Origin of the sequence: Octadecabacter temperatus (assembly GCF_001187845.1) — a bacterium.
GTDB classification, from domain to species: domain Bacteria; phylum Pseudomonadota; class Alphaproteobacteria; order Rhodobacterales; family Rhodobacteraceae; genus Octadecabacter; species Octadecabacter temperatus.
In genome coordinates, this window is sequence record NZ_CP012160.1 from 164,736 (window position 1) to 188,052 (window position 23,317).

Sequence of the window (23,317 nt, forward strand, 5' to 3'; positions counted from 1 at the left end):
CTTGAATTGGTTTGGGTCAAGACTGATTCCGGCGACCTGCGTCATTGAGCGACACGTATATTCTAAGCGGTGGAACCTCCTGCGGGGATATTTAAGAAACAGAGACTGGCGAAAATGCGCAATATCTTGTGGATAAACCGCCTGTTTTGGCCATATCCGGTGTGTCTCCGTTGACTCGTCGCTTATTGGGCGGCGAAACTGTTGGTCATAAGAATCAACACGAGCAGCCTTCATGCGGTTTTCCCGCCTTCGCCTTAACGGCTTTAAAAGCTTCGTCGACCCAACCGACCTGATCATTCAGGACGGGCTGACAGGTGTTGTCGGTCCAAACGGTTGCGGAAAGTCGAACCTGCTTGAAGCCCTGCGTTGGGTCATGGGTGAGAATCGCCCGACCGCGATGCGTGGCGGCGGCATGGAAGACGTGATCTTTGCAGGTGCCGCGACCCGTCCGGCCCGCAACTTTGCTGAAGTATCCCTGCACATTGATAACGCAGAACGCCTCGCGCCCGCTGCGTTTAACGACAGCGACAACCTTGAGATCGTGCGCCGCATCACCCGTGACGTGGGCTCGGCCTATAAGGTCGGCGTTAAAGATGTGCGCGCGCGCGATGTGCAGATGTTGTTCGCGGATGCATCAACTGGCGCGCACTCCCCCGCACTTGTGCGGCAGGGTCAGATTTCCGAACTCATCAACTCAAAACCCAAAGCACGCCGCCGTATCCTTGAAGAAGCCGCGGGCATTTCAGGTCTGTACCAACGTCGCCATGAGGCTGAGTTGAAACTTAAAGGGTCCGAACAGAACCTTGCCCGCGTTGATGACGTGATTGAACAGCTCGCAGGTCAGCTTGGGGCATTGGCCCGCCAAGCCCGCCAAGCCGCAAGATACCGCGCCATTGGTGATGAGTTGCGCCAATCCGAAGGCCTGCTGCTATATCGGCGTTGGAAAGAAGCCGATGAGGCACGCGCCGCTGCGGCAAACCAATTGCGCACCCGCACCAATGAAGCGGCGAGCGCGGAAACTGCGGCCCGCCAATCCGCTAAGGCCCGCCAGACCTGCGAAGATGCTTTGCCGCCGTTGCGCGAAGAAGAAGCGATTGCAGCTGCCGTATTGCAACGACTTCACGTGCAGCGCGACACGCTTGCCGACCAAGAAGCCCGCGCCAAACAGACCATTGAAACGCTTACGAACCGGATTGAGCAACTCGCGCTTGATATGGAACGTGAAGCGGGACTGAACAAAGATGCGGGCGAAACGATTGAGCGGCTGGAATGGGAAGGTCGTGAGATCGCTAAAGCCAGCGTCGGCCATGACGAACGCCTAGAAGACGCACGTGTTGCGTCAACCGATGGCGCCCAAATCCTCGCAGATCGTGAAGCTGACCTTGCGCAACTGACCGAAGATGTTGCCCGTCTCGCTGCGCGTCACCAATCCGCCCAACGTCTGATTGATGACTACCGCAAGACATTGGAAAAGAACGAAGCCGAGGCCCAGCGCGCGATCTTGGCCCGCACCGAAGCCACGGCCGCCCTTGAAAAAGCAGCACTTGATTTTGACGCTGCGAAAGCTGCTGAAAGCCAAGCCCGCGCCACCGCTGACAAAGCCGAAGTCGTGCTTGCCGAAGCAGAAGCCGCGCGTGCCGATACCCAAGCCCGTGAAGCCGATGCCCGCGCCCTGCGGTCTGAGGCGGAAGGTGAAGCCAATGCATTGCGGGCTGAAACAGGTGCGCTGTCCAAACTGGTGGATCGCGACAGTTCTGAGGGCTCGCAAATCCTTGACCAGTTGCGCGTTGATTCCGGTTACGAAAAGGCCCTCGGTGCCGCGCTGTCTGACGACCTAAAGGCGCCCGCTGTTACGCCCGATATGGGCTCTGGTTGGGTGCCGCTGCCAAGCTACCCGCAACCCCAAAGCCTGCCGTCTGGCGTGAAGGCCCTCACCAATTTTGTGTCAGTCCCCGAGGTTCTGGTGCGCCGCATGGGGCAGGTCGGCCTTATTGATGCCGCTGATGGTCCGCGCCTGCAAAAAGACCTCGCGCCGGGTCAGCGCCTTGTGTCGATCGAAGGCGATTTGTGGCGCTGGGACGGATTTCGCGCCGCTGCCGAAGACGCTCCCTCTGCCGCCGCCTTGCGCCTTGAGCAAATCAACCGTTTGGAGGGCCTGAAAAAGGACCTCAACGATGCGACGGCCAAGGCCGATGGTATGCGCCAAGCCCATGAAATGCTGACTGGGCGTCTTGCCGAACTGGCGCAAGCAGACCAAGCCGCCCGCGATGCCCGCCGCGCTGCCGATGGCGCTGTTGCCGACGCAAACCGCGCGCTGTCGCGTGCCGAAGCGGACCGCAATTTGGCGGACGGCAAACTGGAATCCAGCGGCCTTGCAGTGGCACGTCACGAAGAAGAAGCCATGAGCGCGCGCAAGGCGCTGAGCGAGGCGGAAGCCACGTACAAATCCCTCGGCAATCTTGATGAGGCCCGTGGCCAAGTCGAAGACATCAAAATGACCGTCGAAGCCGCGCGTATGACGATGATGTCCAAACGCTCCAGCTACGATGAGGTCCGTCGCGAAGGCGAAGCCCGCACCAAGCGCGGTCAGGAAATCACCAAAGAAGTCAGCGGCTGGAAGCACCGCCTTGAGACGGCCAACAAGCGCTCAGCTGAACTGCAAGAGCGCAAGGAAACGTCCGAGGAAGAGCTGAAAGAGGCGATGACTGCGCCCAATGAAATTGCCGCCAAACGCGATGAGCTTGCCGATGCAATCGATGAGGCCGAAGCGCGTCGCAAAGAGTCTTCAGATAAGCTCGCTCTGTCCGAAACTGCGCTGCGCGATGCGACAATGTCCGAGCGTGACGCCGAACGTACAGCATCCGAAGCCCGCGAAGCCCGTGCACGTTCTGAGGCCCGCGCAGATGCGGCCAAAGAAACCACACAGTACGCGGTCGAGCGTATTCAAGAAGCGCTAGAAACAACCCCAGAGAACCTCCTTGAACAGTTGGATGTTGATCCGGACAAAATGCCGTCCTCAGAAGCAATCGAAAACGATGTGAACCGCCTGAAACGTCAGCGCGATGCGCTGGGCGCGGTGAACCTGCGTGCCGAAGAAGACGCCAAAGAAGTGCAAGAAGAGCATGATCTTCTGGTGAAGGAAAAGACCGACCTAGAAGACGCGATCCGCGCCCTGCGCACCGGCATTGCCTCCCTCAACAAGGAAGGTCGCGAACGTCTGCTGACGGCGTTCGAACAAGTGAATGAGTCATTCGGCACCCTGTTTAAGCACCTGTTTGGCGGTGGCGAAGCCAAGCTCGTTCTCGTTGAATCTGACGACCCGCTCGAAGCAGGCCTTGAGATAATGTGCCAACCACCTGGCAAGAAACTCAGCACGCTGTCCTTGCTGTCCGGTGGTGAACAAACCTTGACTGCGATGGCGCTGATCTTCGCCGTCTTCCTCGCCAATCCTGCACCGATCTGTGTACTGGACGAGGTCGACGCGCCGCTTGATGACGCCAATGTTACGCGTTTCTGTGACCTTTTGGATGAAATGACGCGCCGCACCAACACGCGCTTCCTGATCATCACGCACCACGCCGTTACCATGTCCCGCATGGACCGTCTGTTCGGTGTGACCATGGGTGAACAGGGCGTCAGCCAGCTGGTCTCGGTTGACCTCAAGGCTGCGACAACACTGGTGGCATAACGCACACGTGACGCGACATAAGGCACGGCTTGTGACACGCTACGCACATGAAATTAGTTGCCCTCCTCGTTGCGTTCGCAACGCCAGCCATCTCGCAAGAATTTGCACTTCGCGATAGCGACACTGTCCCAAGCAACGAGTCGCTTGCGAGTATCATCCTTGACCGCGACCTTGAATATTTTGACGGCGGCGTCAGCAGGTATGCTGCTGATGGATCCTATTCATGGACCTATCCTGCGGAAAACGGCGGTGGCGTTTGGGAAGGCACACACCAGTTCGCTGACGACGCCACGCTTTGTGTTGTCTTCGTAACCGGCACTGAACGCTGCGATAGGTTCGTAACATCCGGTGATCGGCTCGTGTTGCTCACCGTCGATGGCCTGCGTTTTCCGGTGCGTGAAATCCGCTAAAGCGCGTTGAGCAATGCCGCAGTCGGCCACGCATCCGCTGGCATTCCCAATCGCGTTTGCTCTGCCTGAATTGCGATCCTTGAACGCGCGCCAAGAATGCCATCGGCACCGCCAACATCATGGCCACGTGCCTGCAGCTTTTGCTGCAAAACCCTAATCTGATCGCCAGACAATCCCGCATCCGGATTGCCCGCATTGTAAACGGGCGCCCCTTGCAAACGTGTGCCAAAATAGGCCGCCGTCAGAACATAAACGAAGGATTGGTTCCATTCGAAATAGACGTCAAAATTCGGATAGGCGAGGAACGCAGGCCCCTTGCGGCCCATCGGCAAGATCAATGACGCAGGCAGGTTCGCCAATGTCCCGTTACGTGCCGAAACCCCCATCGCGGCCCAATCGGACGCGGGGCGTTTGGTCTCGATGCCCGACAGCGCCCAGTCCATTTCACTCGGCACAGTCACCTCTTGCAGCCACGGCTGGTTGGGTTGCCATCCGAGTGACGCCAGCACGGAGGCACCCGACAGTAACGCATCTGGCGCGGAGGTTTTCAGGCTTACCTGCCCGTCGCCATCGCCGTCACGCCCGTTCTCAATAATGTCACCAGGCAACATCTGCACCATGCCGATCTCACCCGCCCAAGCACCTGTCGTACGCGCAGGGTCGAAATCGCCACGCGCATACAACTCCATCGCCGCGAAAACCTGAGGGCGGAACAGTTCAGGGCGCCGGCAATCATGCGCCAAAGTCACCAACGCATTGCGCGTGTTGAAATCCCCTTGGATCGCGCCGAAATCTGTCTCGAACGCCCAGAATGCCAAAAGCACACCACGTGGAATCCCGAACTCGGCTTCAATGCGATCAAATATGGCGTCTTGCCGTTGGGCCTGACTTTGCCCGTTTTGAATCCTGTTGTTTGAAATAAGACGGCGTGAGAAGTCGATAAAATCACGCTGGAAAAACCCCTGCGACCGATCCGCGTTCAACACGGCTTGGTCCTGCTGCGCCCCCGAAAGAAACCCTTGCGCAGTTGCTCGATCAACTCCGTGGGACGCGGCCTCATCGACCAAGCCATTGAGGAAACTGCTAAACGACCCACCGCATTGCTGAGCCGCAACGGGGGCAGCCAAAACGCATAGGGCAAACGTGAGGGGCTTAAACATAATCACTCCAAATTTTTCAGGCCTAGACTAGCGGTGCCATTGGGGGCCACAAGGGGATTAGAACGCGTTTGAGATCACATAAACGGCAGCCATGAGCCACCATTTCAGGCCGCTTAGCGTTGACACACATAGCGCCAGCACCAACGCCAATCCCCATGCTTTCCATAAAATTCCGACCGCTGCATCAATGTCCGCAGGGCCAGCATCCTTACGCCCTTCTGGGTGGACCCACGCAAAATCTTGCATCTCACCTTCGTAGCTGCGCGGCCCAGACAAAGACACGCCAAGCGCAGGGGCCATCGCTGCTTCGGGCCAGCCCGCATTCGGGGACCGGTGCAACGCTGCATCGCGCCTAATATTGGCAAGTGGCGCTCTGGTCGGGGCAATACACCATATCAAGATCGCCGTTAATCGTGCTGGAAGCCAATTCAACACATCATCTAGCTTTGCCGCAGCCCAACCAAACGCTTCGTACTTCTCAGTGCGATACCCGATCATACTGTCTGCCGTGTTCACGACCTTGTAGACCAACAAACCCGGCAGCCCCGCCACAGCGAACCAAAACACGGGCGCAATTACCCCGTCGCTCAGGTTCTCTGCGCCGCTTTCAATCGCACTCCGCGCCACTGCGGGCCCATCCATATCGCGCACATCGCGCCCGACAATCATCGCGACCGTGTGTCGCCCATCACTCACCGATATCCGCAACGCATCTCCAACCGCTTGGACATGCTGCACCAATGATCGCTGCGCCAGCAGCATCGCGCCGACAATAACCTCGACCCAAATTCCGGGAATGGCCCAAAGGATCAGGCCAAGCATCAAGGCCACAGTCGTGAGAACGGCCACAGCAATAAGACCAGCCCGTCGCGTACGATCATTCAGCCGTTGATCCAGCCAACCCACTGCACGTCCCATCAAAATGGCAGGGTGCGTGACACGATCCCAAAGCCATTTGGGTTCCCCAAAGGCAGCATCCAACAACATGGCCAAAACCAATGCCATTAACGCAATCCCTCAACGGCCGCCTCAAGCTGGTCCCAACGATCAGGGTGCGGCAACCCGAGACGAAGCCATGTCTTTGAATACGGGAAAATCCTGCTCCAAACATGGCCTCGCGCCAGATGATCCTGCACGGCCGCCGCGTCCGCGAACTCATACAAACGGAACAAGTCCGTGCCGCCGACGACTGTTGCACCAACTTGCGTCATCAATTCATCAAGCCGTGCCACATCCATCGCCAACCGCTCCCGCGTCGCCTCAGCCCAAGCCACATCCTCCAACGCGCGTGCGCCGATTTCCAGTGCAGGGCCCGCAACCGCCCACGGCCCCAGATGCTCTGCCAAAGTGGCGCATGCCGTTGTCTCTTCTTTGCCATACAGAGACTTCGTTCGCTCAACAGGGTTCAGCGTGGCGGGTGCGCCAATCGCAAACCCAAGCCGCAATCCCGCCAATCCCCAAAACTTACCAAAACTTTTTAGGACGATTATCCCGTGATCCTCAGCCAAGCCGATATGGCTTTGTTCCGGCATCACATCGCAAAAACTCTCGTCGATTACGGTGCGGACACGTCCGCCCATCCGTTCAGCTTTCCAAGTCTCGCCAGTCGGGTTGTTGGGGTGAACATATACATGCATCTGCGCGTCTTCAGGATCATCGGACATGATCCAATCTGGCGATGCCTCAACCGCAGCCTGATGCTCGTTATAAGTGGGGCGTGGAATGTAAGCGCCACCGAAATGGCTGGTCAGATAGGGCATCTTCGAAATCAACGCCGAAGCCCCATTTGCCGCCACAATCTCCGCCCCCTCCGGCACATTCCAAAACGCCCGTGCTGCCGCCAACAACCGATCCATCGCGCCTTGGTCGGGCAGGGCGGTCCACGCTTCTGGATCAATTTCGCCAACAGGATACGGCACCGGATTGATCCCCGTGCTCAGGTCCAGCCAATCGGCGCGCGTGCCACCGTATTCAGCAACCGCCGCGTCGAGGCCCCCACCATGATCACGCTTTTCGCTCATTCCGGAAGCGGCTGATGGCGGGACACGAAATGTCCCTTCACGCCCTGTGGCCACTCGCGATATGGCACCTGTCCGGTCTCACTTGCGGCATGCTTCGCGGCATATTCAACAATCGCTTCTGCGTCCTCAACCGTCGCTTCAAACGTCCCGAGCGAATAGTTGATCTTGTCTTGCGACTGCACCGTAATGTTGCACGCGCGATCACAGCCCATCGTGCACGACACACGGCGGGTTTTCACAGCCTCCGCATCCGCAGCGGCGGCTTCAACCATTTCGGCCAGCGCCTCGCCGTCGGTCTTTTCCATGCCGGTTTCTTCCCAGCCGGTGCGCTTACAGGTGTCGCAAATAGTGATCCAAGTTGTCATGGCGGCCTCTCAATTGATTGCCGCAAACTAAAATCGCAAACCGGCGCCCGCCGCAACCCGTCTCTACGCGCGCCCGTGCGGTGCCTCAAAATCCAGATCAGGGTTCACCGGAATGATCCGGTTCGGGTTAATCGTCTCGTGGCTGTAGTGATAGTGGCGCACGATGTGGTCCATGTTCACCGTCTCGGCAATGCCTGCAACCTGATACAACTCACGCGTAAATCCCCAAAGGTTCGTGTAATCGACGATGCGTTTGCGGTTACATTTGAAGTGCAAGTGATAGACCGGATCGAACCGCACCAAGGTCGTCCAAAGCCGCCAATCCGCCTCCGTCAGGGTGTCCCCCATCAGAAAGCGCCCTTGGCCTAGCCGCCCCTCAAGCCAGTCCAATGATTCGAATAACGGGCCGACCGCTGCATCATATGCGGCCTGCGTTGTGGCGAATCCGGACTTGTAGACCCCGTTGTTCACTGTGTCATAAACGCGCGTATTCACCCCTTCGATGTCCTCGCGCATCGCTTCAGGCCAGTAGTCCTCGGTGTTGCCTGTGATCCCGTCAAAGGCAGAATTGAACATGCGGATGATCTCGGAGCTCTCGTTGCTGACAATCGTTTCGCGTTCCTTGTCCCAAAGAATCGGAACCGTCACGCGCCCGGAAACCTCAGGGTCCGCCTTCAAATAAATGTCGCGCGCGAATGGCAAACCATACAGCGTATCACCCGTCGCGCCGTGATCATCCGTCTCAAACGTCCAACCATCTGACAGCATATCAGGATGCACCGCGCTCACCGAAATATGCGCCTCCAGCCCCTTTAAGGCCCTGAAAACCAACGCACGATGCGCCCAGGGGCAGGCGTAAGATACATATAAATGAAAGCGCCCCGAAGCAGCCGCAAATCCACCTTCACCAGACGACCCCGCAGATCCATCCGCCGTGATCCAATTGCGAAACGCGGCGGTGGTGCGTTTGAACGCGCCGCCTGTGGATTTCGTATCATACCAAACGTCATGCCATTTTCCGTCAACCAGCTGGCCCATCGGTCTCTCCTATTATCTGTTGGGCCATTGCTAACGTTTGCGCAGCAAATCACCAACCGACATCACAGCGCAGCGATGGTGCGCAATTGCACAGGTCGGTTTCGCGCTGCCTCACGCCGCATACCTCATTGCGGAGACGTCTTGCGCAGGGTACCAACACCCCCGACGACACCCGAAAGGGTCAGAGAGGTTGTTGCGCCAAAGGTTGACCCAAAACGGGGACCCGCCGTGCAAATCGTCCGAACCGCAAACGCGGCTCTCTGATCTATGGGACCAATAGACGGAGACTGACATGCGCCTGCCCCTTGCTATTCTCATTACCCTCGCTGGATCACCTGCGTTCGCACACATCGGTCACTTGGCTGATGTTGGAGGCCACGGTCATTGGATCGCCTTGGGTGGCATCGCAATCGCGGCAGGAATTGCCCTGCTTGGTGGGCGCAAAAAGAAAGACGCAGATCAGGTCGAAGACGAAGCGAAAGATAGCGACGAAGAAGAGGTCCCAGCATGAACACGTCTCCGAAAACTGGCGTCATGATCTGCGGCCACGGCTCGCGTTCGCAATCCGCCGTCGATGAATTCGCAACCCTCGCGGACAAACTGCCAGCCTACTTGCCCGATGATTGGCAAACCGAATACGGCTACCTTGAATTCGCCAACCCCGTCATCCGTGATGGCCTCGACAAACTGCGCGAAGCAGGGTGCGAACGCATCCTCGCCGTCCCCGGTATGCTTTTCGCCGCGATGCATTCGAAGAATGACATTCCAACGGTGCTGAATACCTACGCCGCCAAGCATGGTGTCGAAATCTCATACGGCCGCGAACTGGGCGTTGATCCCAAAATGATCGCCGCCGCCGCTGGTCGTATCCAAGAGGCAGTCGATGCCGCAAACAAGGTCCAGCACGTCGATCTCCACGACACCTGCCTCGTCGTTATCGGACGCGGTGCGTCTGACCCTGACGCGAACGGCAACGTCGCCAAAATTGCGCGCATGCTGCAAGAAGGCATTGGCTTCGGCTGGCTCGAAGTCGGCTACTCCGGTGTCACTTTCCCATTGGTTGAACCATGCCTGACTCACGCGGCCAAGCTCGGCTACAAACGCATCATCGTCGCACCATACTTCCTGTTCTCCGGCATCCTGATCGACCGCATCTATGGCTTCACCGATCAAGTCGCCGCGCAAAACCCCGACATTCAGTTCGTCAAAGCTGGCTACTTAGGCGATCACCCAAAGGTCCTCGAAACCTTTGCTGAACGCATCATTGAACAAACCAACGCGGCCCCGCCACCAAACTGCGGCGTCTGTGGCTACCGCGAACAGGTTCTCGCTTTCGACAACGGCGAACACCGCCACATCAAACCCGAACAGCGCAACCATCCGGCCTTCTCGGACACGCCACCCCCGACCTGCGTGCTTTGCAAGTACCGCACCCAAGTGTTGGGCTTTGAAACTGAAGTCGGCGCAATCCAAGAATCCCATCACCACCACGTCGAAGGCCAAGGCGCATCCGCCCCCGGCTCCAACGTGGCCGATTGCAAGCAATGCGACACCTTCTGCACCGGCATGTGCCGCCTGACGGCAACCCACGACCACCATCACCACCACGATCACGACCATGACCACCACCACCATGGCCACGATCACGATCATCACCACGCCGTCTACCCACACGCCGACCACCCGCACGGCCCAGAATCCGCCCGCAAAGCCAAAGCCTAAACCCTATTTGCTTTTGTTTTCTAGATATCCCCGCCGGAGGCTCCTCCGCTGACCAAAAGAACTGCCATGCGCCCATACGAGACCAACCCTTCCGCGATCTACGCACAGTCCTTCGCGACTGTGCAGGCAGAGGCGCGTCTTGAACGGTTCCCAACGGCTTTGCACCCGATTATCACCCGCCTGATCCATTCCTGCGGCATGGTCGAAATCGCGGACCGCTTGGCGTTCACCAATGATGTGGTTTTCGCAGGTCACCACGCGCTGCAATCCGGCGCACCAATCCTATGTGATTGCGAAATGGTCGGCGCGGGCATCATCCGTCGCTACCTGCCGAATAATAACGAGGTCATCGTCACCCTCAACGATCCGCGAACACCCGATCACGCGCAGCAAATCGGGAACACGCGCTCCGCGGCGGCCGTAGAATTCTGGGAACCTCATATCGAAGGTGCCGTTGTCGCAGTTGGCAACGCGCCCACCGCGCTTTTTCATCTGCTGGACCTGATCGATCAAGGTTTTCCAAAGCCCGCTGCAATCCTCGGGTTTCCAGTAGGGTTCGTCGGTGCCGCCGAATCTAAAGCCGAACTCGCAGCCAATCCGCGAGGTGTCGATTTCATCACGCTGCGCGGACGTAAAGGTGGTTCCGCAATGGCCTCAGCCGCCGTCAATGCGCTGGCGGCAGGCCTGCCGGAGATTGCAAATGATTAACAACGCAAAGAATGCAGCCGTATATACAGGATATATACAGAATATATACGGGTTCTATACGTCGTATTTCGGAGAGCAGCCCAATGGTTAACGCGCCTAAAACGGCACCTTGGTTGCACATCGTCGGCATCGGTGAAGACGGCATGGACGGCCTCACACCAGCAACCCGCGCCGTGGTCAAAGCCGCTGAAGTCATCGTAGGTGGGAACCGTCACCACACTCTATCCGCCAATCCAACTGCAGAACGTATCGCTTGGCCGTCGCCCTTTGATGCGATGATCGAAACCCTTGAAAACCTTAAGGGAAAACGCGCCGTTGTCCTCGTAACAGGCGACCCGCTTTGGTTTTCCGTCGGCGCACGCATTGGACGTACAATCCCTGCCGATCAACTCGTTTATCATCCGCAGCTCAGCGCATTCCAACTCGCAAGCGCGCGCATGGGGTGGTCTTTGGCAGACGTCGAAACCCTCACCGTACATGGCCGCCCTGTCGAGCAGATGATCGCCTTTATCCAACCAGATCAGAAGCTTATCGTTCTGACAACGGGCGCTGAAACGCCAAATCAGATCGCAAAATTTCTAACGGATCGTGGGTTCGGTAAATCGAAAATGACCGTTCTCGCTGCAATGGGTGGGGACCGCGAAGAACGTTTTGACGGCGCCGCCGAAGACTGGGCGCACGAGGTTCCGGCCTTCAATACCCTCTGCATCGACTGTGTCGCGGAACCGGACGCAGCCCTGCTTCCGCGCGTTCCTGGTCTTGCCGATAGTCTGTTCGTTTCCGATGGCACCATGACCAAACAAGAGGTCCGCGCGGCGACTCTCGCCAAGCTCATGCCCATGCGGGGCGCGCTGTTGTGGGACATCGGAACAGGCTGCGGAAGTGTTGCAATCGAATGGATGCGCGCCGCCAGATACGCCCGCGCAATCGGCATCGAACCCCGCGCAGATCGCCGCGACATGGCGGCCCAAAACGCCCTCGCGCTTGGCGCACCAAAGCTGGAATTGATCGACGGAACAGTACCTTACGCACTGACAAACCTTGACGCACCTGACGCGGTATTCATTGGCGGCGGCTTGTCCCGCGAAACGGTTGAGGCCGCTTGGTCCGCCCTGCGTCCGCTCGGTCGTCTTGTCGCCAACGCGGTAACATTGGAATCCGAAGCAACCCTGATTGAGCTGCACAAAACCTTCGGCGGTGACCTCGTGAAAATCCAAACCCACCGCGCCGAACCAATTGGAAAACTCACCGGCTGGCGTCCAGCAATGCCCGTCACCCAATGGAGCTTGATAAAGCGATGACTGGTACCTTGTACGGCGTAGGTCTCGGCCCTGGTGATCCCGAGTTAATCACTTTGAAAGCCGCACGGCTTATAGAAGGGGCGACGACAATCGCCTATCCAACGCTCGCAGGTGGCGACAGCTTTGCACGCGCAATCGCGGCGGACCTGATCGGCGAAGGCGTACGCGAAATCCGCATGGACGTGCCAATGACCACCGCCCGCGAACCCGCGCAGGCCGCCTACGACAAAGGTGCGGCCGAGATCGCTAAGGTGCTGGAAACAGGCGAAAATGTCGTTACTTTATGCGAAGGCGATCCGTTTTTTTACGGATCCTTCATGTATCTTAACGCGCGGTTAACGAACAAATTCACCGTAAAAGTTATCCCCGGTGTCACCTCCATCACTGCCTGCGCCGCTGAATCCGGCCGCCCGCTTGTGGCCCGCAACGAACGCCTTACCGTCCTTCCGGGTCCTATGGATGAAGCCACTTTGCGTGACCGCATCGCGGGCGCCGAGGCCGTTGCCATCATGAAGGTCGGGCGGCATTTACCGAAAATTCGCGCCGTCCTCGATGACCTCGGTCTCACGGGCAGCGCCACCTACGTTGAGCGTGCAACCTTGCCCGAGCAGGTTGTCGTTCCCCTCTCACAAGCGCCTGAAAAGGCGCCGTATTTTTCAATGATATTGCTCACCAAAGGGGCTGACCCGTGGCTGTAAAACCTGTAATTCTAGCGCTTTCCAAATCCGGCGAACCAACCGCGCACGCCATCGCAAAGGTGCTGGATTGTGCCGTTCATGGCCGCAAGGACCGTGTGGAAAAGGCCGATGCGTTCTTCGACAATGCGCTGGATCACACGCGCGATCTGTTCGCTGCTGGAACGCCAATCATCGGCGTTTGTGCGTCGGGTATTTTGATCCGTGGCGTGGCGTCCCAACTCAACGACAAAACAACAGAGCCGCCTGTCGTGTCTGTATCCGATGACGGTAAAGTGGTCGTTCCGCTTCTGGGTGGGCACCGCGGGGCGAACCGTTTGGCAAAGCAGATCGCAGACGCTCTGGCTGGTACTGCCGCAGTGACAACCGCTGGCGATGTCGCGCTCGGTGTTGCACTTGATGAACCCCCGCTTGGCTACCGCCTGCAGAACCCGCAAAACGCCAAATCAGTGATGGCAAATCTGCTGTCTGGCGGTGGTGTTAAATGGACTGGCACACCGATTTTTGACACCGCCCTTCCCGAAGGAAGCGACGTCGAGCTTTGCGTGACTGAGGTCAATGATACAGGTAGTGAATCTCGCCTTGTCTACCATCCGCAAACCTTTGCACTGGGACTAGGTTGCGCGCGCAATGCGGACCCCGAGGACCTTTGGAAACTCGTAGAAGACACGCTTCAGGCACATAACATCGCCAAAGGTGCGATCGCTTGCGTGGCCTCAATCGACCTAAAGGCAGACGAACCTGCAATCATCCAAGCCGCCAATCGCCTTGGCGTTCCATTGCGTGTGTTCACCGCGGCTGAGCTGGAAGCCGAGGCCCCCCGTCTCGCGAACCCGTCCGATGTCGTTTTCGCTGAGGTTGGATGTCACGGCGTTTCCGAAGGGGCGGCGCTGGCTGCCTCCGGTGCAGATGCGAAGCTGGCGGTTGAGAAGACCAAAACCCTAACGGCGACTTGCGCGATTGCGCGCACCCCCGAGCCAATCACTACTCTCGCGGGCCGCTCCCGCGGCAAACTTTCCGTCGTCGGTATTGGCCCTGGGCAGGCGGCCTGGCGCACGCCGGAAGTGTCCCGCCTTGTCGCCGATGCTGAGGAATTGGTGGGGTACGGTTTGTATATCGATCTGCTTGGCCCGCTGGCTGCAGGTAAAACGCGTTCTGATTTTCCGTTGGGGGGCGAAGAAGCGCGTTGCCGCTATGCACTCGAACAAGCGGCACTTGGTAAGAACGTTGCCCTCGTGTGCTCTGGGGATGCAGGCATCTATGCGATGGGTGCTTTGGTATTTGAATTGCTGGATCGCGCCGAGAACGAAGAAGGTGTCAGTGATGCTGCCCGCCGTGTCGAAGTCGTTTGCTCTCCCGGCGTATCTGCCCTGCAAGGTGCCGCCGCCCGCGCTGGCGCGCCCCTTGGCCATGACTTCTGTACCATCAGCCTGTCTGATCTTTTGACGCCACGCGATGACATCATCCGCCGCCTGAACGCCGCCGCGCAGGGTGATTTCGTGATCGCCTTCTACAACCCCGTGTCCAAAACCCGCCGTACCTTACTGGCTGAGGCGCGTGATATTTTGCTACAACATCGCCCCGCTGACACACCTGTTATGTTGGCCTCCAACCTCGGCCGCCCGACCGAACTGGTGCGCTACCGTCGTCTTGATGAGCTTGAGGTGGACGAGGTTGATATGCTGACTGTGGTTCTTATCGGGTCCTCAAACTCACGGCTTGCGCAGCTTGGCGAAGGCCCACGCATGTTCACGCCGCGCGGCTACGCTCGCAAGATTGACGGAGACCTAACCGCAAAACGCGACGACCCTTATATCCCAGAAGAGGCAAACCAATGACCGTCTATTTCATCGGTGCAGGACCGGGTGATCCTGAACTCCTGACCCTCAAGGCCGCCCGTCTTATTAAGGCATGTCCTGTCTGCCTGTTCGCAGGTAGCCTCGTTCCGGAAGAAGTGGTTTCCATCGCGCCAGAGGGTGCCTTGGTCATGGATACAGCACCGATGCACCTCGACGAAACCCATGCCGAGATCGTCAAAGCCCATGCCAAAGGCCAAGACGTTGCCCGTGTGCATTCTGGTGATCCGTCACTTTACGGTGCGATTGCGGAACAAATCCGCCGCCTGAAAGCTGACGGAATTGACTACGAAATCATTCCCGGCGTTCCAGCTTATACCGCTGCTGCAGCGGCACTTGGTCAAGAACTTACCGTGCCGGAAGTTGCGCAGTCCATCGTGCTGACGCGCATGTCGATGAAGTCTACAGGCATGCCCTCAGGCGAAACCCTCGACAATTTCGGGCGTACGGGCACGACCCTTGCGATTCACCTTGGTATCCGTGCTTTGCGTGAAATTGAGCGCCAGTTGATCCCGCACTATGGGGCGGATTGTCCTGCCGCCGTGATTTACCGCGTGGGTTGGCCGGACCAACTTATCATTCGCGGGACGCTCTCCACGATCCGCGCCAAGGCCCGCGACGCCAAAATCACCCGTACGGCACTGATTCTATTGGGGCCAGCGCTGGCGGATGACAATGGCTTTCCTGACTCAGCCTTGTACGATGCGGCCAAACCCCATGTTCTAAGGCCGAAAGCCAAAGCCTGATCCAATTGCCGCAACGCAGCGGAAGGTTAACTTGACCGAAACTATTATTCCGCCATTCTGATAGTCATTGGATGGGGAATACTATGTTGGAATCACTGCCACAATCGATCTGGAATGAGCTTCATGCTGCGCAGTCCAAAGCTGCGAAAAAGAAGACCCGCCTGCGGGTTGAGGCGAATGGCGAAAGCTACAGAATTGAACGTATGACCGCCACGGGCTTTGCGCTCGGGGTTGAGGATGCGCCGAAATTGCGCGGCCTTGTTGATGTCTATGATGGTGGGCACCATGTCAGCCAATGCTTGATCGTAGCTGCCGCTGAAGAGGGCGACCAAATGGTTTACGAATACAAGCGCAACACCGCAGCAAACGACGGCGCACCGCTTGATTTTGAACGTATCAACGATGCGCCGATCGCATTGTTAGGCCGCTAAACTACTGTAAGTCGCAGAATGCTTTGGCAAGCCGGTCAACGGCTTCTTGAACCTGTGCGCGCGGCGCTGCGATGTTGAATCGCAAGAAGTTATCGCCACCGGTACCAAACGTCGGCCCATGGTTCACGGCAATCTTTGCATCCGATTGAACACGATCTGTAAACTCTTCCCGTGACATGCCTGTCCCACTGAAATCGACCCATGCGAGGTACGTGGCTTCAAGCGGCATAGACGCTAGCCCCGGAATTGCATTCACCCCAGCATCAAACAGTTTGCGATTTTCATCCAAATAGGCGCTCAGCTCATCGACCCAAGCGGCCCCTTCAGGCGAATAGGCGGCCTCAGCCATAAACAGACCAAAACTGTTGGGTGACATGCCCAGCGCGGCCATACGCGCTCCAAATGCGCCGCGCAGGTCTGGATCTTCGATGATGACGTTGCCGCTGTGTGATCCTGCAATGTTGAAGGTCTTTGTGGTTGCCGTCATCGTGATTAGGCGGTCTTCGATCCCCTCAATATGGGCCATTGGGATATGCTTGTGACCGGGGAAGGTGAGGTCATGGTGGATCTCATCCGACACCAGAATCAGACTGTGGCGTTTTGCGAATGCGGCAACCGCCTGCAATTCGCCACGGGTCCAAACCCGACCACCAGGGTTGTGAGGCGAACACAGAATGACCATGCGCTCATTGCCGGTCATCTGTGCGTCATAGGCGTCAAAGTCGAACTCGTAACGACCATTATCGTTGGTCAAAAGGCATTCAACAACTTCGCGCCCTGCGGCATTAATCACTTTCGCAAAGGCATGATAAACCGGTGTGAACAACACAACCCCATCGCCGGGCGCGGTAAACGCATCCACACACATCCCTGTACCATTCACGAGACCATGAGTCGTGAAAATCCAAGACGGATCAATCTTCCAGCCGTGCCGTGTGTCCATCCACCATTGGATCGATGCGAGATAAGACGCCTCATCACCGTAATATCCATACACCCCGTGATCATGCATCGCTTGCACTGCGTTCTGCACACAAGCAGGCGGCTGGAATTCCATATCAGCAACCCACATCGCAATGCCGCTCTCGGCATCCACACCGTAAATCTGCTCCATCATGTCCCATTTCACGCTATGGGTGCCGCGACGGTTGATGGGGGTGTCAAAACTCATGAAGGTACTCCTTTTTTAGCAAGCTATCTCTATGGTTGGCGGACGCAAGCCCTTCTGCAGGGTTGCGCCATATTGCAAGCGACCCTTGTTCGTCTTACATGGACGCCATGACATTACGCCCGATCCTGATCCACCCCGACCCGCGCCTGAAATCCACGGCTGATCCTGTTGCAGACGTTGACAAAGGCGTGCGTGCATTGGCTGACGACATGCTTGAAACCATGTATGATGCGCCTGGTATCGGCCTCGCCGCGCCGCAGATTGGTATCTTGCACCGGATGCTCGTGATGGATTGCGTAAAGGACGAAATGGCGACACCTGAACCAATGGTGTTGATCAACCCACGCGTGCTGTCCTCATCAGAGGAAACCAACGTCTACGACGAAGGTTGCCTGTCCATTCCTGATCAATACGCCGAGGTGGAACGCCCAGCATCTGTCAAAGTCGAATGGACAGATCTCGATGGCAAAACCGTTCAACAAGACTTTAACGGGCTATGGGCAACCTGCGTGCAGCACGAAATTGACCACCTTAATGGCAAGCTTTTCATCGATTACCTCAAGCCGCTAAAGCGCCAGATGATCACCCGCAAAATGCAAAAACTGAAACGCGAAATCGCCAGAGGCAACGCGTAGCATCCGCAGTCGATCCGCAATTCAATAAACCAAAGGCCGCACATGTCCCACAGACCGTTCATCCCGTGGCCCGCCAAGGTCCTGCGTACTGCTGCCGCCGAAGTCCCTGAAATTACCGACGACATCCGCGCCCTGTGGGATGAAATGATCGAAGCGATGAACGCTATGCCGGGTGTGGGCCTTGCAGCGCCTCAACTCGGCGTGTCGCTGCGCCTTGCAATCGTCGATGCATCCGACAAACGCGGCCAAGCCGTGCGCATGGCCAACCCGACGGTTCTGCATTCAAGCGCCGAGATGCGCCTCCATGAGGAAGCATCCCCGAACTTGCCTGGCGTGGCTGCGTCTTTTGAACGTCCACGCGCCGTGACGGTGCGCTTTATGAATGAAGATGGTGTCGATGAAAGCCAAGACTTTGTGGGCCTTTGGGCGACCAGCGTGCAGCATCAGATCGACCATCTGAACGGAAAGATGTACTTTGACAACCTGAGCCGCACCAAACGCGATATGCTTATCAAAAAGGCGCAGAAGCTGCGCTAGAGAAGGGACCACATGCGGATTGTTTTCATGGGAACACCTGATTTTTCGGTGCCGATTTTGGATGCATTAGTTGAGGCTGGCCATGTAGTTTGTGCCGTCTATTCGCAACCGCCCCGCCCCGCGGGTCGTGGTAAGAAAGATCGCCCAAGCTCGGTGCAGTCTCGTGCCGAAGCACTTGGCCTTCAGGTGCGCCACCCTGTGTCCCTCAGAACCGATGACGCTCTGGCCGACTTCACGGCACTTAACGCCGACATCGCCGTCGTGGTCGCTTATGGTTTGATCCTGCCTCAGGCCATTTTGGACGCACCTACGAATGGCTGCCTAAACATCCACGCATCTTTGCTTCCACGCTGGCGTGGGGCAGCCCCAATTCACCGTGCAATCATGGCCGGTGACGCGAAAACCGGCGTGTGCATCATGCAAATGGAAGCGGGCCTTGATGCCGGCGCCGTTCTATTGCGCCGCGAGGCCGACATCGGCGAAACCGAAACGACAGGCGCGCTTCACGACCGCTTAAGCGGGCTGGGCGCATCGGCAATTGTGGACGCACTGAACATGCTGAGCAGCCTAACTCCAGAAACCCAGCCGGAAGATGGCGTCACCTATGCCGCAAAAATCGACAAAGCCGAAGCACGTGTTGATTGGACCGAAACGTCATTGCAAATCACCCGACAAATCAACGGGCTGTCCCCGTTCCCAGGTGCATGGTCAGAAGCAGACGGTGAGCGCATTAAGTTCCTCCACGCCGGCCCGTCATCCGTGCCCCTCGCAATCGGTGAAGTCAGCACAAACGGTGGTCTCCATATCGGAACATCCGACGGCGCAGTTCAAATCCTCACGCTCCAAAGAGCCGGTAAAAAGGCGGCCTCAGCAGGCGATGTGCTCCAAGGCTGGACGCCACCGTCGCGCCTGATCTGATCTTCTTTGGCTCCTAAATACTCTCTTTCTTGCGCACCGAAGGTGCGCCCCCGGTCGCTGCAAACGCAATCCGCTAGCCTTTGAACGGAGCCATTCCCGCGCGGGCCAACTCATCCGCCCTTTCATTTTCAGGGTGCCCAGCGTGCCCTTTAACCCACTCCCACGTCACATCATGACGCAATCGCGCTTCGTCCAGACGTTGCCAGAGATCAATGTTTTTGATCTCGCCACCCTTCTTTTTCCAGCCCTTTGCCTTCCAGCCGTAAATCCACTTGGTGATCCCGTCTTTGACGTAGGAGCTGTCGGTCACAACGGTCAGCGTGCTGGCGGTCGACAGGGTCTCAAGCGCATTGATGGCCGCCAAAAGCTCCATACGATTGTTGGTCGTATGCGCTTCGCCACCCTTCAACTCACGTTCTTTGACAACGGCATCACCCTCGCGTGCGATCAGAACCGCACCCCATCCACCAGGGCCGGGGTTACCGCTGCAGGCACCATCTGTGTAAGCGTATAGATCAGGCAATTTTACGCGCTCTCATGTTAACGAACGGATCGTTTGTTCCAGCAAAGCCAACGTCGCTGCCTTCTTCAAAGAAGATAATTTCAAAGCCTGCATCTTTCATTAAGCCGTGCAATTCTTCGACCGTCACAAACGTATACAAACGCTCAATATGATCGCGTTTCTCACCGGTACCGGTTTTCATCCCAATGTGGAAAACCCCGCCGGTGCGAAGCGCAGTTGCGATCGCTGCAAAATGTTTCGGCAGGTCCGGCTTGGGGGCGTGCAGCAATGAGAAATTCGCCCAAACGCCATCATAGGCATCGACCATATCAATTTCATCAAACGTCAAAAGGCGCGCGCCGATGTCATGGGTTTCATTAGCCAAATCAATCATCCCTTGCGACGCGTCCACAGGGTCGGGCTTTAAGCCGACCTTTCGCATTTGAACCGATGCTCGCGCAGGCCCGCACCCAAGGTCCAGCACGGCTCCACCGTCTGGGAGCAGCGCCATAAAGTCCTTTAACGCCGTGCTCGCAGCTCCGCTGTCAAAGCAGTTGTCGTACTGGTCCGCAGCGCCGTCATAAAACGCGATGGTCTTAGGATCTGTCATGTGGCGCGTTTGGTTGTTGGCTCACGCAGAACGCGCGGTACTTTGAATTCAACGTTCTCAACGGCGGTCTCGACCTGTTCAACGGTCACATCGTACCGCGCTTTGAATGCATCGATCACTTCGTTGATCAAAACCTCAGGCGCGGATGCACCCGCCGTGATGCCGATGCTTTTGATGCCATCCAACGCGCGCCAATCAATGTCCTTGCCGCGCATAACCAATTGCGAATAATCGCAACCCGCTTTGCGGCCGACCTCGACCAAGCGTTGTGAGTTGGATGAATTTGGCGCACCAACAACCAGCATCGCATCCGCCATTGGCGCCATTGCCTTAACGGCTTCTTGGCGGTTGGTTGTCGCGTAGCAAATGTCTTCTTTGTGCGGCCCGACGATCGCTGGGAACCGCGTGTTCAGGGCTTCAACGATGTCAGCTGTGTCATCTACGGACAGCGTTGTTTGCGTCACGAATGCCAGCTGTTCGGGGTCGCGAACGTCAACACCTGCAACGTCTTCAACGGTTTCAACAAGCAACACTTCACCATCGGGCAATTGCCCCATCGTGCCGACTGTTTCAGGGTGGCCTGCATGCCCAATCATGATCATTTGTAACCCGTTGTCTGCATGACGCTGGGCTTCGATATGGACCTTGGAAACGAGTGGGCAGGTCGCATCGACATAAACCATTTCACGCGCGCTTGCGGCGGCGGGTACAGATTTCGGAACACCGTGCGCGCTGAAGATCACGGGGCGATCATCAGGACAATCTTCAAGCTCCTCAACGAAAACCGCGCCCTTTCCTTTCAGGTCATCCACAACGAATTTATTGTGCACGATTTCATGGCGCACGTAGACGGGCGCGCCCCATTTTTCGAGAGCGAGTTCGACAATCTTGATCGCACGATCCACACCCGCGCAAAACCCGCGTGGTGCGGCAAGATATAGCGTAAGAGGGGCTTTGGTCATGGCGTATTGCTCGCTTTGAAGGGCTTTGACCTGTCCTACTGAATTTTATGTAGAGCGTCCATGCAGCGGTTAAGCACTTCGTCACGGGATTCGGAGCGCGTTAACGAAAAAGGGCGCCCCGAAGGACGCCCTCAATCATTACTCTTCTTCGACTGCCGCTTCGGGCACAGGTTCTTCTCTGGGCTCTCTGGTTGGGCGGCCGATGACATCGCGCAACTCATCTAATTCGATGAAGTTATCGCACTGTCGACGCAATTCATCCGCAATCATTGGCGGTTGGCTACGGATTGTTGAAACAACCGAAACCCGCACACCACTGCGCTGCAGGGACTCAATCAACGGGCGGAAGTCACCGTCGCCGGAAAAGATCACGATGTGATCTACATGCGGCGCAAGTTCCATCGCATCCACAGCTAATTCAATGTCCATGTTGCCTTTGATTTTGCGACGCCCCATGGAATCCGTGAATTCCTTGGCGGGCTTGGTCACCATCGTGAACCCGTTGTAATTCAGCCAATCCACCAGTGGGCGAATCGGAGAGTACTCATCGTTCTCGAGGAGGGCGGTGTAATAAAATGCGCGCAGCATTTTGCCACGACGCATGAATTCCTGACGAAGCAATTTGTAGTCGATATCGAAACCCAATGATTTCGCTGCCGCATACAAATTCGATCCATCAATGAAGAGCGCAAGGCGCTCGTCACGATAAAACATGACAATTAGTCCTTTCAAATCCGCCGGACCGGTGGGAACTATGTGAGTGGTTTTGTTCCGGCAAAGCTGGTTCAAATGTAAGGGAATTGTGACGTGTCGCAAGTGTTACCGCTAAATGTCGGCAAAAAAATGGTAATTGCGGTTGGTTCGAATGCGCCATCGCATGCGGGAGATTCCCGTTCGACGGTACTTGCTGCGATCGAGGCTCTTGGTCGTGTCTTTGACGAACTGCGTGCAAGCAAGCTGTATCAAACCCCTGCTTTTCCTGTTGGGGCAGGGCCAGATTTCATCAATGCCGCTTGCTCTTTTCGAACGGAAAAGCCCGCTAATAAGGTGCTTTCCTTGCTACTTTCGATAGAAACGGACTTTGGTCGTGAACGCTTGGCCCGTTGGGGGGAGCGAACCCTTGATTTGGATCTAATTGCCGCGGGCGACCTTGTGTTGCCTGATTTGGAGGGGTTCAACCATTGGCGACGCCTGCCAATTGAAGAGCAAAAGGTGCAAACGCCAGACAATTTGATCTTACCACATCCACGTGTTCAGGACCGCGCTTTCGTCCTTGTGCCGATGGCCGATGTCGCGCCAGATTGGCACCATCCAGTGCTTGGCCAAACCACGACAGAGATGCTCGACCAGCTGCCCGCCTCCGAACGTGATGAAATCCTAGCGCTTTAAGGCGGGAATCGGGTTGTCATATAGCTGTCAAGCGACTAGATAGCCGTTTCTGAACACCTATTTTCCGACTGATTGGAGTGCCCTATGGCCCGCGTGACCGTTGAAGACTGCGTTGACAAGGTTCCGAACCGCTTTGAGCTGGTAATGCTCGCGGCGCACCGTGCGCGTGAAATTTCCGCTGGTGGTGCTTTGACCGTCAGCCGTGATAACGACAAAAACCCTGTCGTTTCCCTGCGTGAAATCGCTGAAGAAACACAGACAGCAGATGATCTGCGTGAGCGCATGATCGAAGCGAACCAGACACAGATCGAAGTCGATGAGCCAGAAGAAGACAGCATGGCGCTTCTTATGGGTGGTGGATCTCCTGAGGCTGACAAGCCTGCAGAAGACGATCTGTCCGAAGAAAAACTTCTTCGCGCATTGATGGAAGCTCAGGGTCAAAAATAACCCGT

The 23,317-nt window shown here is 57.0% G+C and carries 25 protein-coding genes; 15 read left to right on the forward strand and 10 right to left on the reverse strand.

The genetic code is table 11. The features are described from left to right. Positions 1–232 precede the first annotated feature (232 nt). Positions 233–3,688 (forward strand): chromosome segregation protein SMC, encoded by a 3,456-nt coding sequence (smc, locus tag OSB_RS00895; protein WP_049833207.1) that lies wholly within the window; start codon positions 233–235, stop codon positions 3,686–3,688. Between the two features lie 47 nt (positions 3,689–3,735). Continuing rightward, the gene (locus OSB_RS00900) at positions 3,736–4,098 is read left to right on the forward strand and encodes a hypothetical protein (RefSeq protein ID WP_049833208.1); all 363 of its coding nucleotides are present in this window, start codon (positions 3,736–3,738) and stop codon (positions 4,096–4,098) included. On the opposite strand, the gene OSB_RS00905 is transcribed toward OSB_RS00900, so the two are convergent. The 5 genes from OSB_RS00905 to OSB_RS00925 all read right to left on the reverse strand — a co-directional run bounded on the left by OSB_RS00905 (position 4,095) and on the right by OSB_RS00925 (position 8,682). Then, complete coding sequence (locus OSB_RS00905; protein ID WP_049833209.1) at positions 4,095–5,258, reverse strand: lytic murein transglycosylase; 1,164 nt, start codon at positions 5,256–5,258, stop codon at positions 4,095–4,097. The two genes, OSB_RS00900 and OSB_RS00905, sit on opposite strands and share 4 nt — an antisense overlap. 57 nt (positions 5,259–5,315) lie before the next feature. Next, positions 5,316–6,263: an adenosylcobinamide-phosphate synthase CbiB gene (gene cbiB, locus OSB_RS00910; RefSeq protein WP_049833210.1), complete on the reverse strand. Its 948-nt coding sequence runs from the start codon at positions 6,261–6,263 to the stop codon at positions 5,316–5,318. Then, positions 6,263–7,279, reverse strand: coding sequence for a threonine-phosphate decarboxylase (locus OSB_RS00915; protein ID WP_049833211.1), 1,017 nt, complete (start codon positions 7,277–7,279; stop codon positions 6,263–6,265). Before OSB_RS00915 ends, cbiB begins: the two co-directional genes overlap by 1 nt. Beyond that, positions 7,276–7,644, reverse strand: coding sequence for a DUF1636 family protein (locus OSB_RS00920; RefSeq protein ID WP_049833212.1), 369 nt, complete (start codon positions 7,642–7,644; stop codon positions 7,276–7,278). The genes OSB_RS00915 and OSB_RS00920 overlap by 4 nt, the downstream gene beginning before the upstream one ends. A gap of 63 nt (positions 7,645–7,707) precedes the next feature. Next, positions 7,708–8,682 carry a glutathione S-transferase family protein gene (locus OSB_RS00925; RefSeq protein ID WP_049833213.1) on the reverse strand — a complete coding sequence of 325 codons (975 nt, stop codon included), beginning with the start codon at positions 8,680–8,682 and terminating at the stop codon, positions 7,708–7,710. Between the two features lie 292 nt (positions 8,683–8,974). Between OSB_RS00925 and OSB_RS00930 the strand changes: the two genes are divergently transcribed. The 8 genes from OSB_RS00930 (at position 8,975) to OSB_RS00965 (ending at position 16,141) form a co-directional block, all read left to right on the forward strand. Continuing rightward, entirely contained in the window at positions 8,975–9,193 is a 219-nt protein-coding gene (locus OSB_RS00930; RefSeq protein ID WP_049833214.1) for a DUF6732 family protein, read from the forward strand. Continuing rightward, positions 9,190–10,404 (forward strand): sirohydrochlorin chelatase, encoded by a 1,215-nt coding sequence (locus OSB_RS00935; protein WP_049833215.1) that lies wholly within the window; start codon positions 9,190–9,192, stop codon positions 10,402–10,404. Before OSB_RS00930 ends, OSB_RS00935 begins: the two co-directional genes overlap by 4 nt. 66 nt (positions 10,405–10,470) lie before the next feature. Continuing rightward, positions 10,471–11,112 (forward strand): precorrin-8X methylmutase, encoded by a 642-nt coding sequence (locus tag OSB_RS00940; RefSeq protein ID WP_049833216.1) that lies wholly within the window; start codon positions 10,471–10,473, stop codon positions 11,110–11,112. An 83-nt stretch (positions 11,113–11,195) separates the two neighbouring features. Beyond that, on the forward strand, positions 11,196–12,413 hold the full coding sequence (locus OSB_RS00945; RefSeq protein WP_049833217.1) for a bifunctional cobalt-precorrin-7 (C(5))-methyltransferase/cobalt-precorrin-6B (C(15))-methyltransferase: 1,218 nt from the start codon (positions 11,196–11,198) through the stop codon (positions 12,411–12,413). Beyond that, on the forward strand, positions 12,410–13,111 hold the full coding sequence (gene cobI / locus OSB_RS00950; RefSeq protein ID WP_049833218.1) for a precorrin-2 C(20)-methyltransferase: 702 nt from the start codon (positions 12,410–12,412) through the stop codon (positions 13,109–13,111). The genes OSB_RS00945 and cobI overlap by 4 nt, the downstream gene beginning before the upstream one ends. Further along, complete coding sequence (cobJ, locus tag OSB_RS00955; RefSeq protein WP_049833219.1) at positions 13,102–14,946, forward strand: precorrin-3B C(17)-methyltransferase; 1,845 nt, start codon at positions 13,102–13,104, stop codon at positions 14,944–14,946. Before cobI ends, cobJ begins: the two co-directional genes overlap by 10 nt. Continuing rightward, entirely contained in the window at positions 14,943–15,710 is a 768-nt protein-coding gene (gene cobM / locus OSB_RS00960) for a precorrin-4 C(11)-methyltransferase (protein WP_049833220.1), read from the forward strand. Before cobJ ends, cobM begins: the two co-directional genes overlap by 4 nt. Before the next feature lie 83 nt (positions 15,711–15,793). Beyond that, on the forward strand, positions 15,794–16,141 hold the full coding sequence (locus OSB_RS00965) for a hypothetical protein (protein ID WP_049833221.1): 348 nt from the start codon (positions 15,794–15,796) through the stop codon (positions 16,139–16,141). Position 16,142: 1 nt separating this feature from the next. On the opposite strand, the gene OSB_RS00970 is transcribed toward OSB_RS00965, so the two are convergent. Continuing rightward, on the reverse strand, positions 16,143–17,312 hold the full coding sequence (locus tag OSB_RS00970) for a MalY/PatB family protein (protein WP_049833222.1): 1,170 nt from the start codon (positions 17,310–17,312) through the stop codon (positions 16,143–16,145). A 107-nt stretch (positions 17,313–17,419) separates the two neighbouring features. Between OSB_RS00970 and def (OSB_RS00975) the strand changes: the two genes are divergently transcribed. The 3 genes from def (OSB_RS00975) to fmt are packed head-to-tail and all read left to right on the forward strand — an operon-like array spanning position 17,420 to position 19,402. Next, positions 17,420–17,947, forward strand: a complete 528-nt coding sequence (def, locus tag OSB_RS00975) for a peptide deformylase (RefSeq protein WP_049833223.1) — start codon at positions 17,420–17,422, stop codon at positions 17,945–17,947. A gap of 42 nt (positions 17,948–17,989) precedes the next feature. After that, positions 17,990–18,484, forward strand: coding sequence for a peptide deformylase (def, locus tag OSB_RS00980; RefSeq protein WP_049833224.1), 495 nt, complete (start codon positions 17,990–17,992; stop codon positions 18,482–18,484). Positions 18,485–18,496: 12 nt separating this feature from the next. Then, positions 18,497–19,402, forward strand: coding sequence for a methionyl-tRNA formyltransferase (fmt, locus tag OSB_RS00985; protein WP_049833225.1), 906 nt, complete (start codon positions 18,497–18,499; stop codon positions 19,400–19,402). A gap of 73 nt (positions 19,403–19,475) precedes the next feature. Here the strand turns inward: fmt and rnhA are convergent, their stop codons facing one another. The 4 genes from rnhA to OSB_RS01005 form a co-directional block, all read right to left on the reverse strand. After that, the gene (gene rnhA / locus OSB_RS00990; protein WP_049833226.1) at positions 19,476–19,925 is read right to left on the reverse strand and encodes a ribonuclease HI; all 450 of its coding nucleotides are present in this window, start codon (positions 19,923–19,925) and stop codon (positions 19,476–19,478) included. Then, positions 19,918–20,514 carry a class I SAM-dependent DNA methyltransferase gene (locus OSB_RS00995; RefSeq protein ID WP_049833227.1) on the reverse strand — a complete coding sequence of 199 codons (597 nt, stop codon included), beginning with the start codon at positions 20,512–20,514 and terminating at the stop codon, positions 19,918–19,920. Before OSB_RS00995 ends, rnhA begins: the two co-directional genes overlap by 8 nt. Beyond that, positions 20,511–21,476 (reverse strand): 4-hydroxy-3-methylbut-2-enyl diphosphate reductase, encoded by a 966-nt coding sequence (ispH, locus tag OSB_RS01000; protein ID WP_049833228.1) that lies wholly within the window; start codon positions 21,474–21,476, stop codon positions 20,511–20,513. The genes OSB_RS00995 and ispH overlap by 4 nt, the downstream gene beginning before the upstream one ends. A 138-nt stretch (positions 21,477–21,614) precedes the next feature. Continuing rightward, entirely contained in the window at positions 21,615–22,190 is a 576-nt protein-coding gene (locus OSB_RS01005; RefSeq protein ID WP_049833229.1) for a LabA-like NYN domain-containing protein, read from the reverse strand. A 129-nt stretch (positions 22,191–22,319) separates the two neighbouring features. On the opposite strand from OSB_RS01005, the gene folK reads away from it, so the two are divergent. Continuing rightward, positions 22,320–22,865, forward strand: coding sequence for a 2-amino-4-hydroxy-6-hydroxymethyldihydropteridine diphosphokinase (gene folK / locus OSB_RS01010; RefSeq protein WP_049835993.1), 546 nt, complete (start codon positions 22,320–22,322; stop codon positions 22,863–22,865). 84 nt (positions 22,866–22,949) lie between these two features. Beyond that, complete coding sequence (rpoZ, locus tag OSB_RS01015; protein ID WP_049833230.1) at positions 22,950–23,312, forward strand: DNA-directed RNA polymerase subunit omega; 363 nt, start codon at positions 22,950–22,952, stop codon at positions 23,310–23,312. Positions 23,313–23,317 lie beyond the last annotated feature (5 nt).

What these genes read in the sequence shown, in the direction of transcription:
- smc (WP_049833207.1), top strand. Translation starts at nt 233, where the DNA reads ATGCGGTTTTCCCGCCTTCGCCTTAACGGCTTTAAAAGCTTCGTCGAC.
- OSB_RS00900 (WP_049833208.1), top strand. Translation starts at nt 3,736, where the DNA reads ATGAAATTAGTTGCCCTCCTCGTTGCGTTCGCAACGCCAGCCATCTCG.
- OSB_RS00905 (WP_049833209.1), bottom strand. Translation starts at nt 5,258, where the DNA reads ATGTTTAAGCCCCTCACGTTTGCCCTATGCGTTTTGGCTGCCCCCGTT.
- cbiB (WP_049833210.1), bottom strand. Translation starts at nt 6,263, where the DNA reads ATGGCATTGGTTTTGGCCATGTTGTTGGATGCTGCCTTTGGGGAACCC.
- OSB_RS00915 (WP_049833211.1), bottom strand. Translation starts at nt 7,279, where the DNA reads ATGAGCGAAAAGCGTGATCATGGTGGGGGCCTCGACGCGGCGGTTGCT.
- OSB_RS00920 (WP_049833212.1), bottom strand. Translation starts at nt 7,644, where the DNA reads ATGACAACTTGGATCACTATTTGCGACACCTGTAAGCGCACCGGCTGG.
- OSB_RS00925 (WP_049833213.1), bottom strand. Translation starts at nt 8,682, where the DNA reads ATGGGCCAGCTGGTTGACGGAAAATGGCATGACGTTTGGTATGATACG.
- OSB_RS00930 (WP_049833214.1), top strand. Translation starts at nt 8,975, where the DNA reads ATGCGCCTGCCCCTTGCTATTCTCATTACCCTCGCTGGATCACCTGCG.
- OSB_RS00935 (WP_049833215.1), top strand. Translation starts at nt 9,190, where the DNA reads ATGAACACGTCTCCGAAAACTGGCGTCATGATCTGCGGCCACGGCTCG.
- OSB_RS00940 (WP_049833216.1), top strand. Translation starts at nt 10,471, where the DNA reads ATGCGCCCATACGAGACCAACCCTTCCGCGATCTACGCACAGTCCTTC.
- OSB_RS00945 (WP_049833217.1), top strand. Translation starts at nt 11,196, where the DNA reads ATGGTTAACGCGCCTAAAACGGCACCTTGGTTGCACATCGTCGGCATC.
- cobI (WP_049833218.1), top strand. Translation starts at nt 12,410, where the DNA reads ATGACTGGTACCTTGTACGGCGTAGGTCTCGGCCCTGGTGATCCCGAG.
- cobM (WP_049833220.1), top strand. Translation starts at nt 14,943, where the DNA reads ATGACCGTCTATTTCATCGGTGCAGGACCGGGTGATCCTGAACTCCTG.
- OSB_RS00965 (WP_049833221.1), top strand. Translation starts at nt 15,794, where the DNA reads ATGTTGGAATCACTGCCACAATCGATCTGGAATGAGCTTCATGCTGCG.
- OSB_RS00970 (WP_049833222.1), bottom strand. Translation starts at nt 17,312, where the DNA reads ATGAGTTTTGACACCCCCATCAACCGTCGCGGCACCCATAGCGTGAAA.
- def (WP_049833223.1), top strand. Translation starts at nt 17,420, where the DNA reads ATGACATTACGCCCGATCCTGATCCACCCCGACCCGCGCCTGAAATCC.
- def (WP_049833224.1), top strand. Translation starts at nt 17,990, where the DNA reads ATGTCCCACAGACCGTTCATCCCGTGGCCCGCCAAGGTCCTGCGTACT.
- fmt (WP_049833225.1), top strand. Translation starts at nt 18,497, where the DNA reads ATGCGGATTGTTTTCATGGGAACACCTGATTTTTCGGTGCCGATTTTG.
- OSB_RS00995 (WP_049833227.1), bottom strand. Translation starts at nt 20,514, where the DNA reads ATGACAGATCCTAAGACCATCGCGTTTTATGACGGCGCTGCGGACCAG.
- ispH (WP_049833228.1), bottom strand. Translation starts at nt 21,476, where the DNA reads ATGACCAAAGCCCCTCTTACGCTATATCTTGCCGCACCACGCGGGTTT.
- OSB_RS01005 (WP_049833229.1), bottom strand. Translation starts at nt 22,190, where the DNA reads ATGTTTTATCGTGACGAGCGCCTTGCGCTCTTCATTGATGGATCGAAT.
- folK (WP_049835993.1), top strand. Translation starts at nt 22,320, where the DNA reads ATGGTAATTGCGGTTGGTTCGAATGCGCCATCGCATGCGGGAGATTCC.
- rpoZ (WP_049833230.1), top strand. Translation starts at nt 22,950, where the DNA reads ATGGCCCGCGTGACCGTTGAAGACTGCGTTGACAAGGTTCCGAACCGC.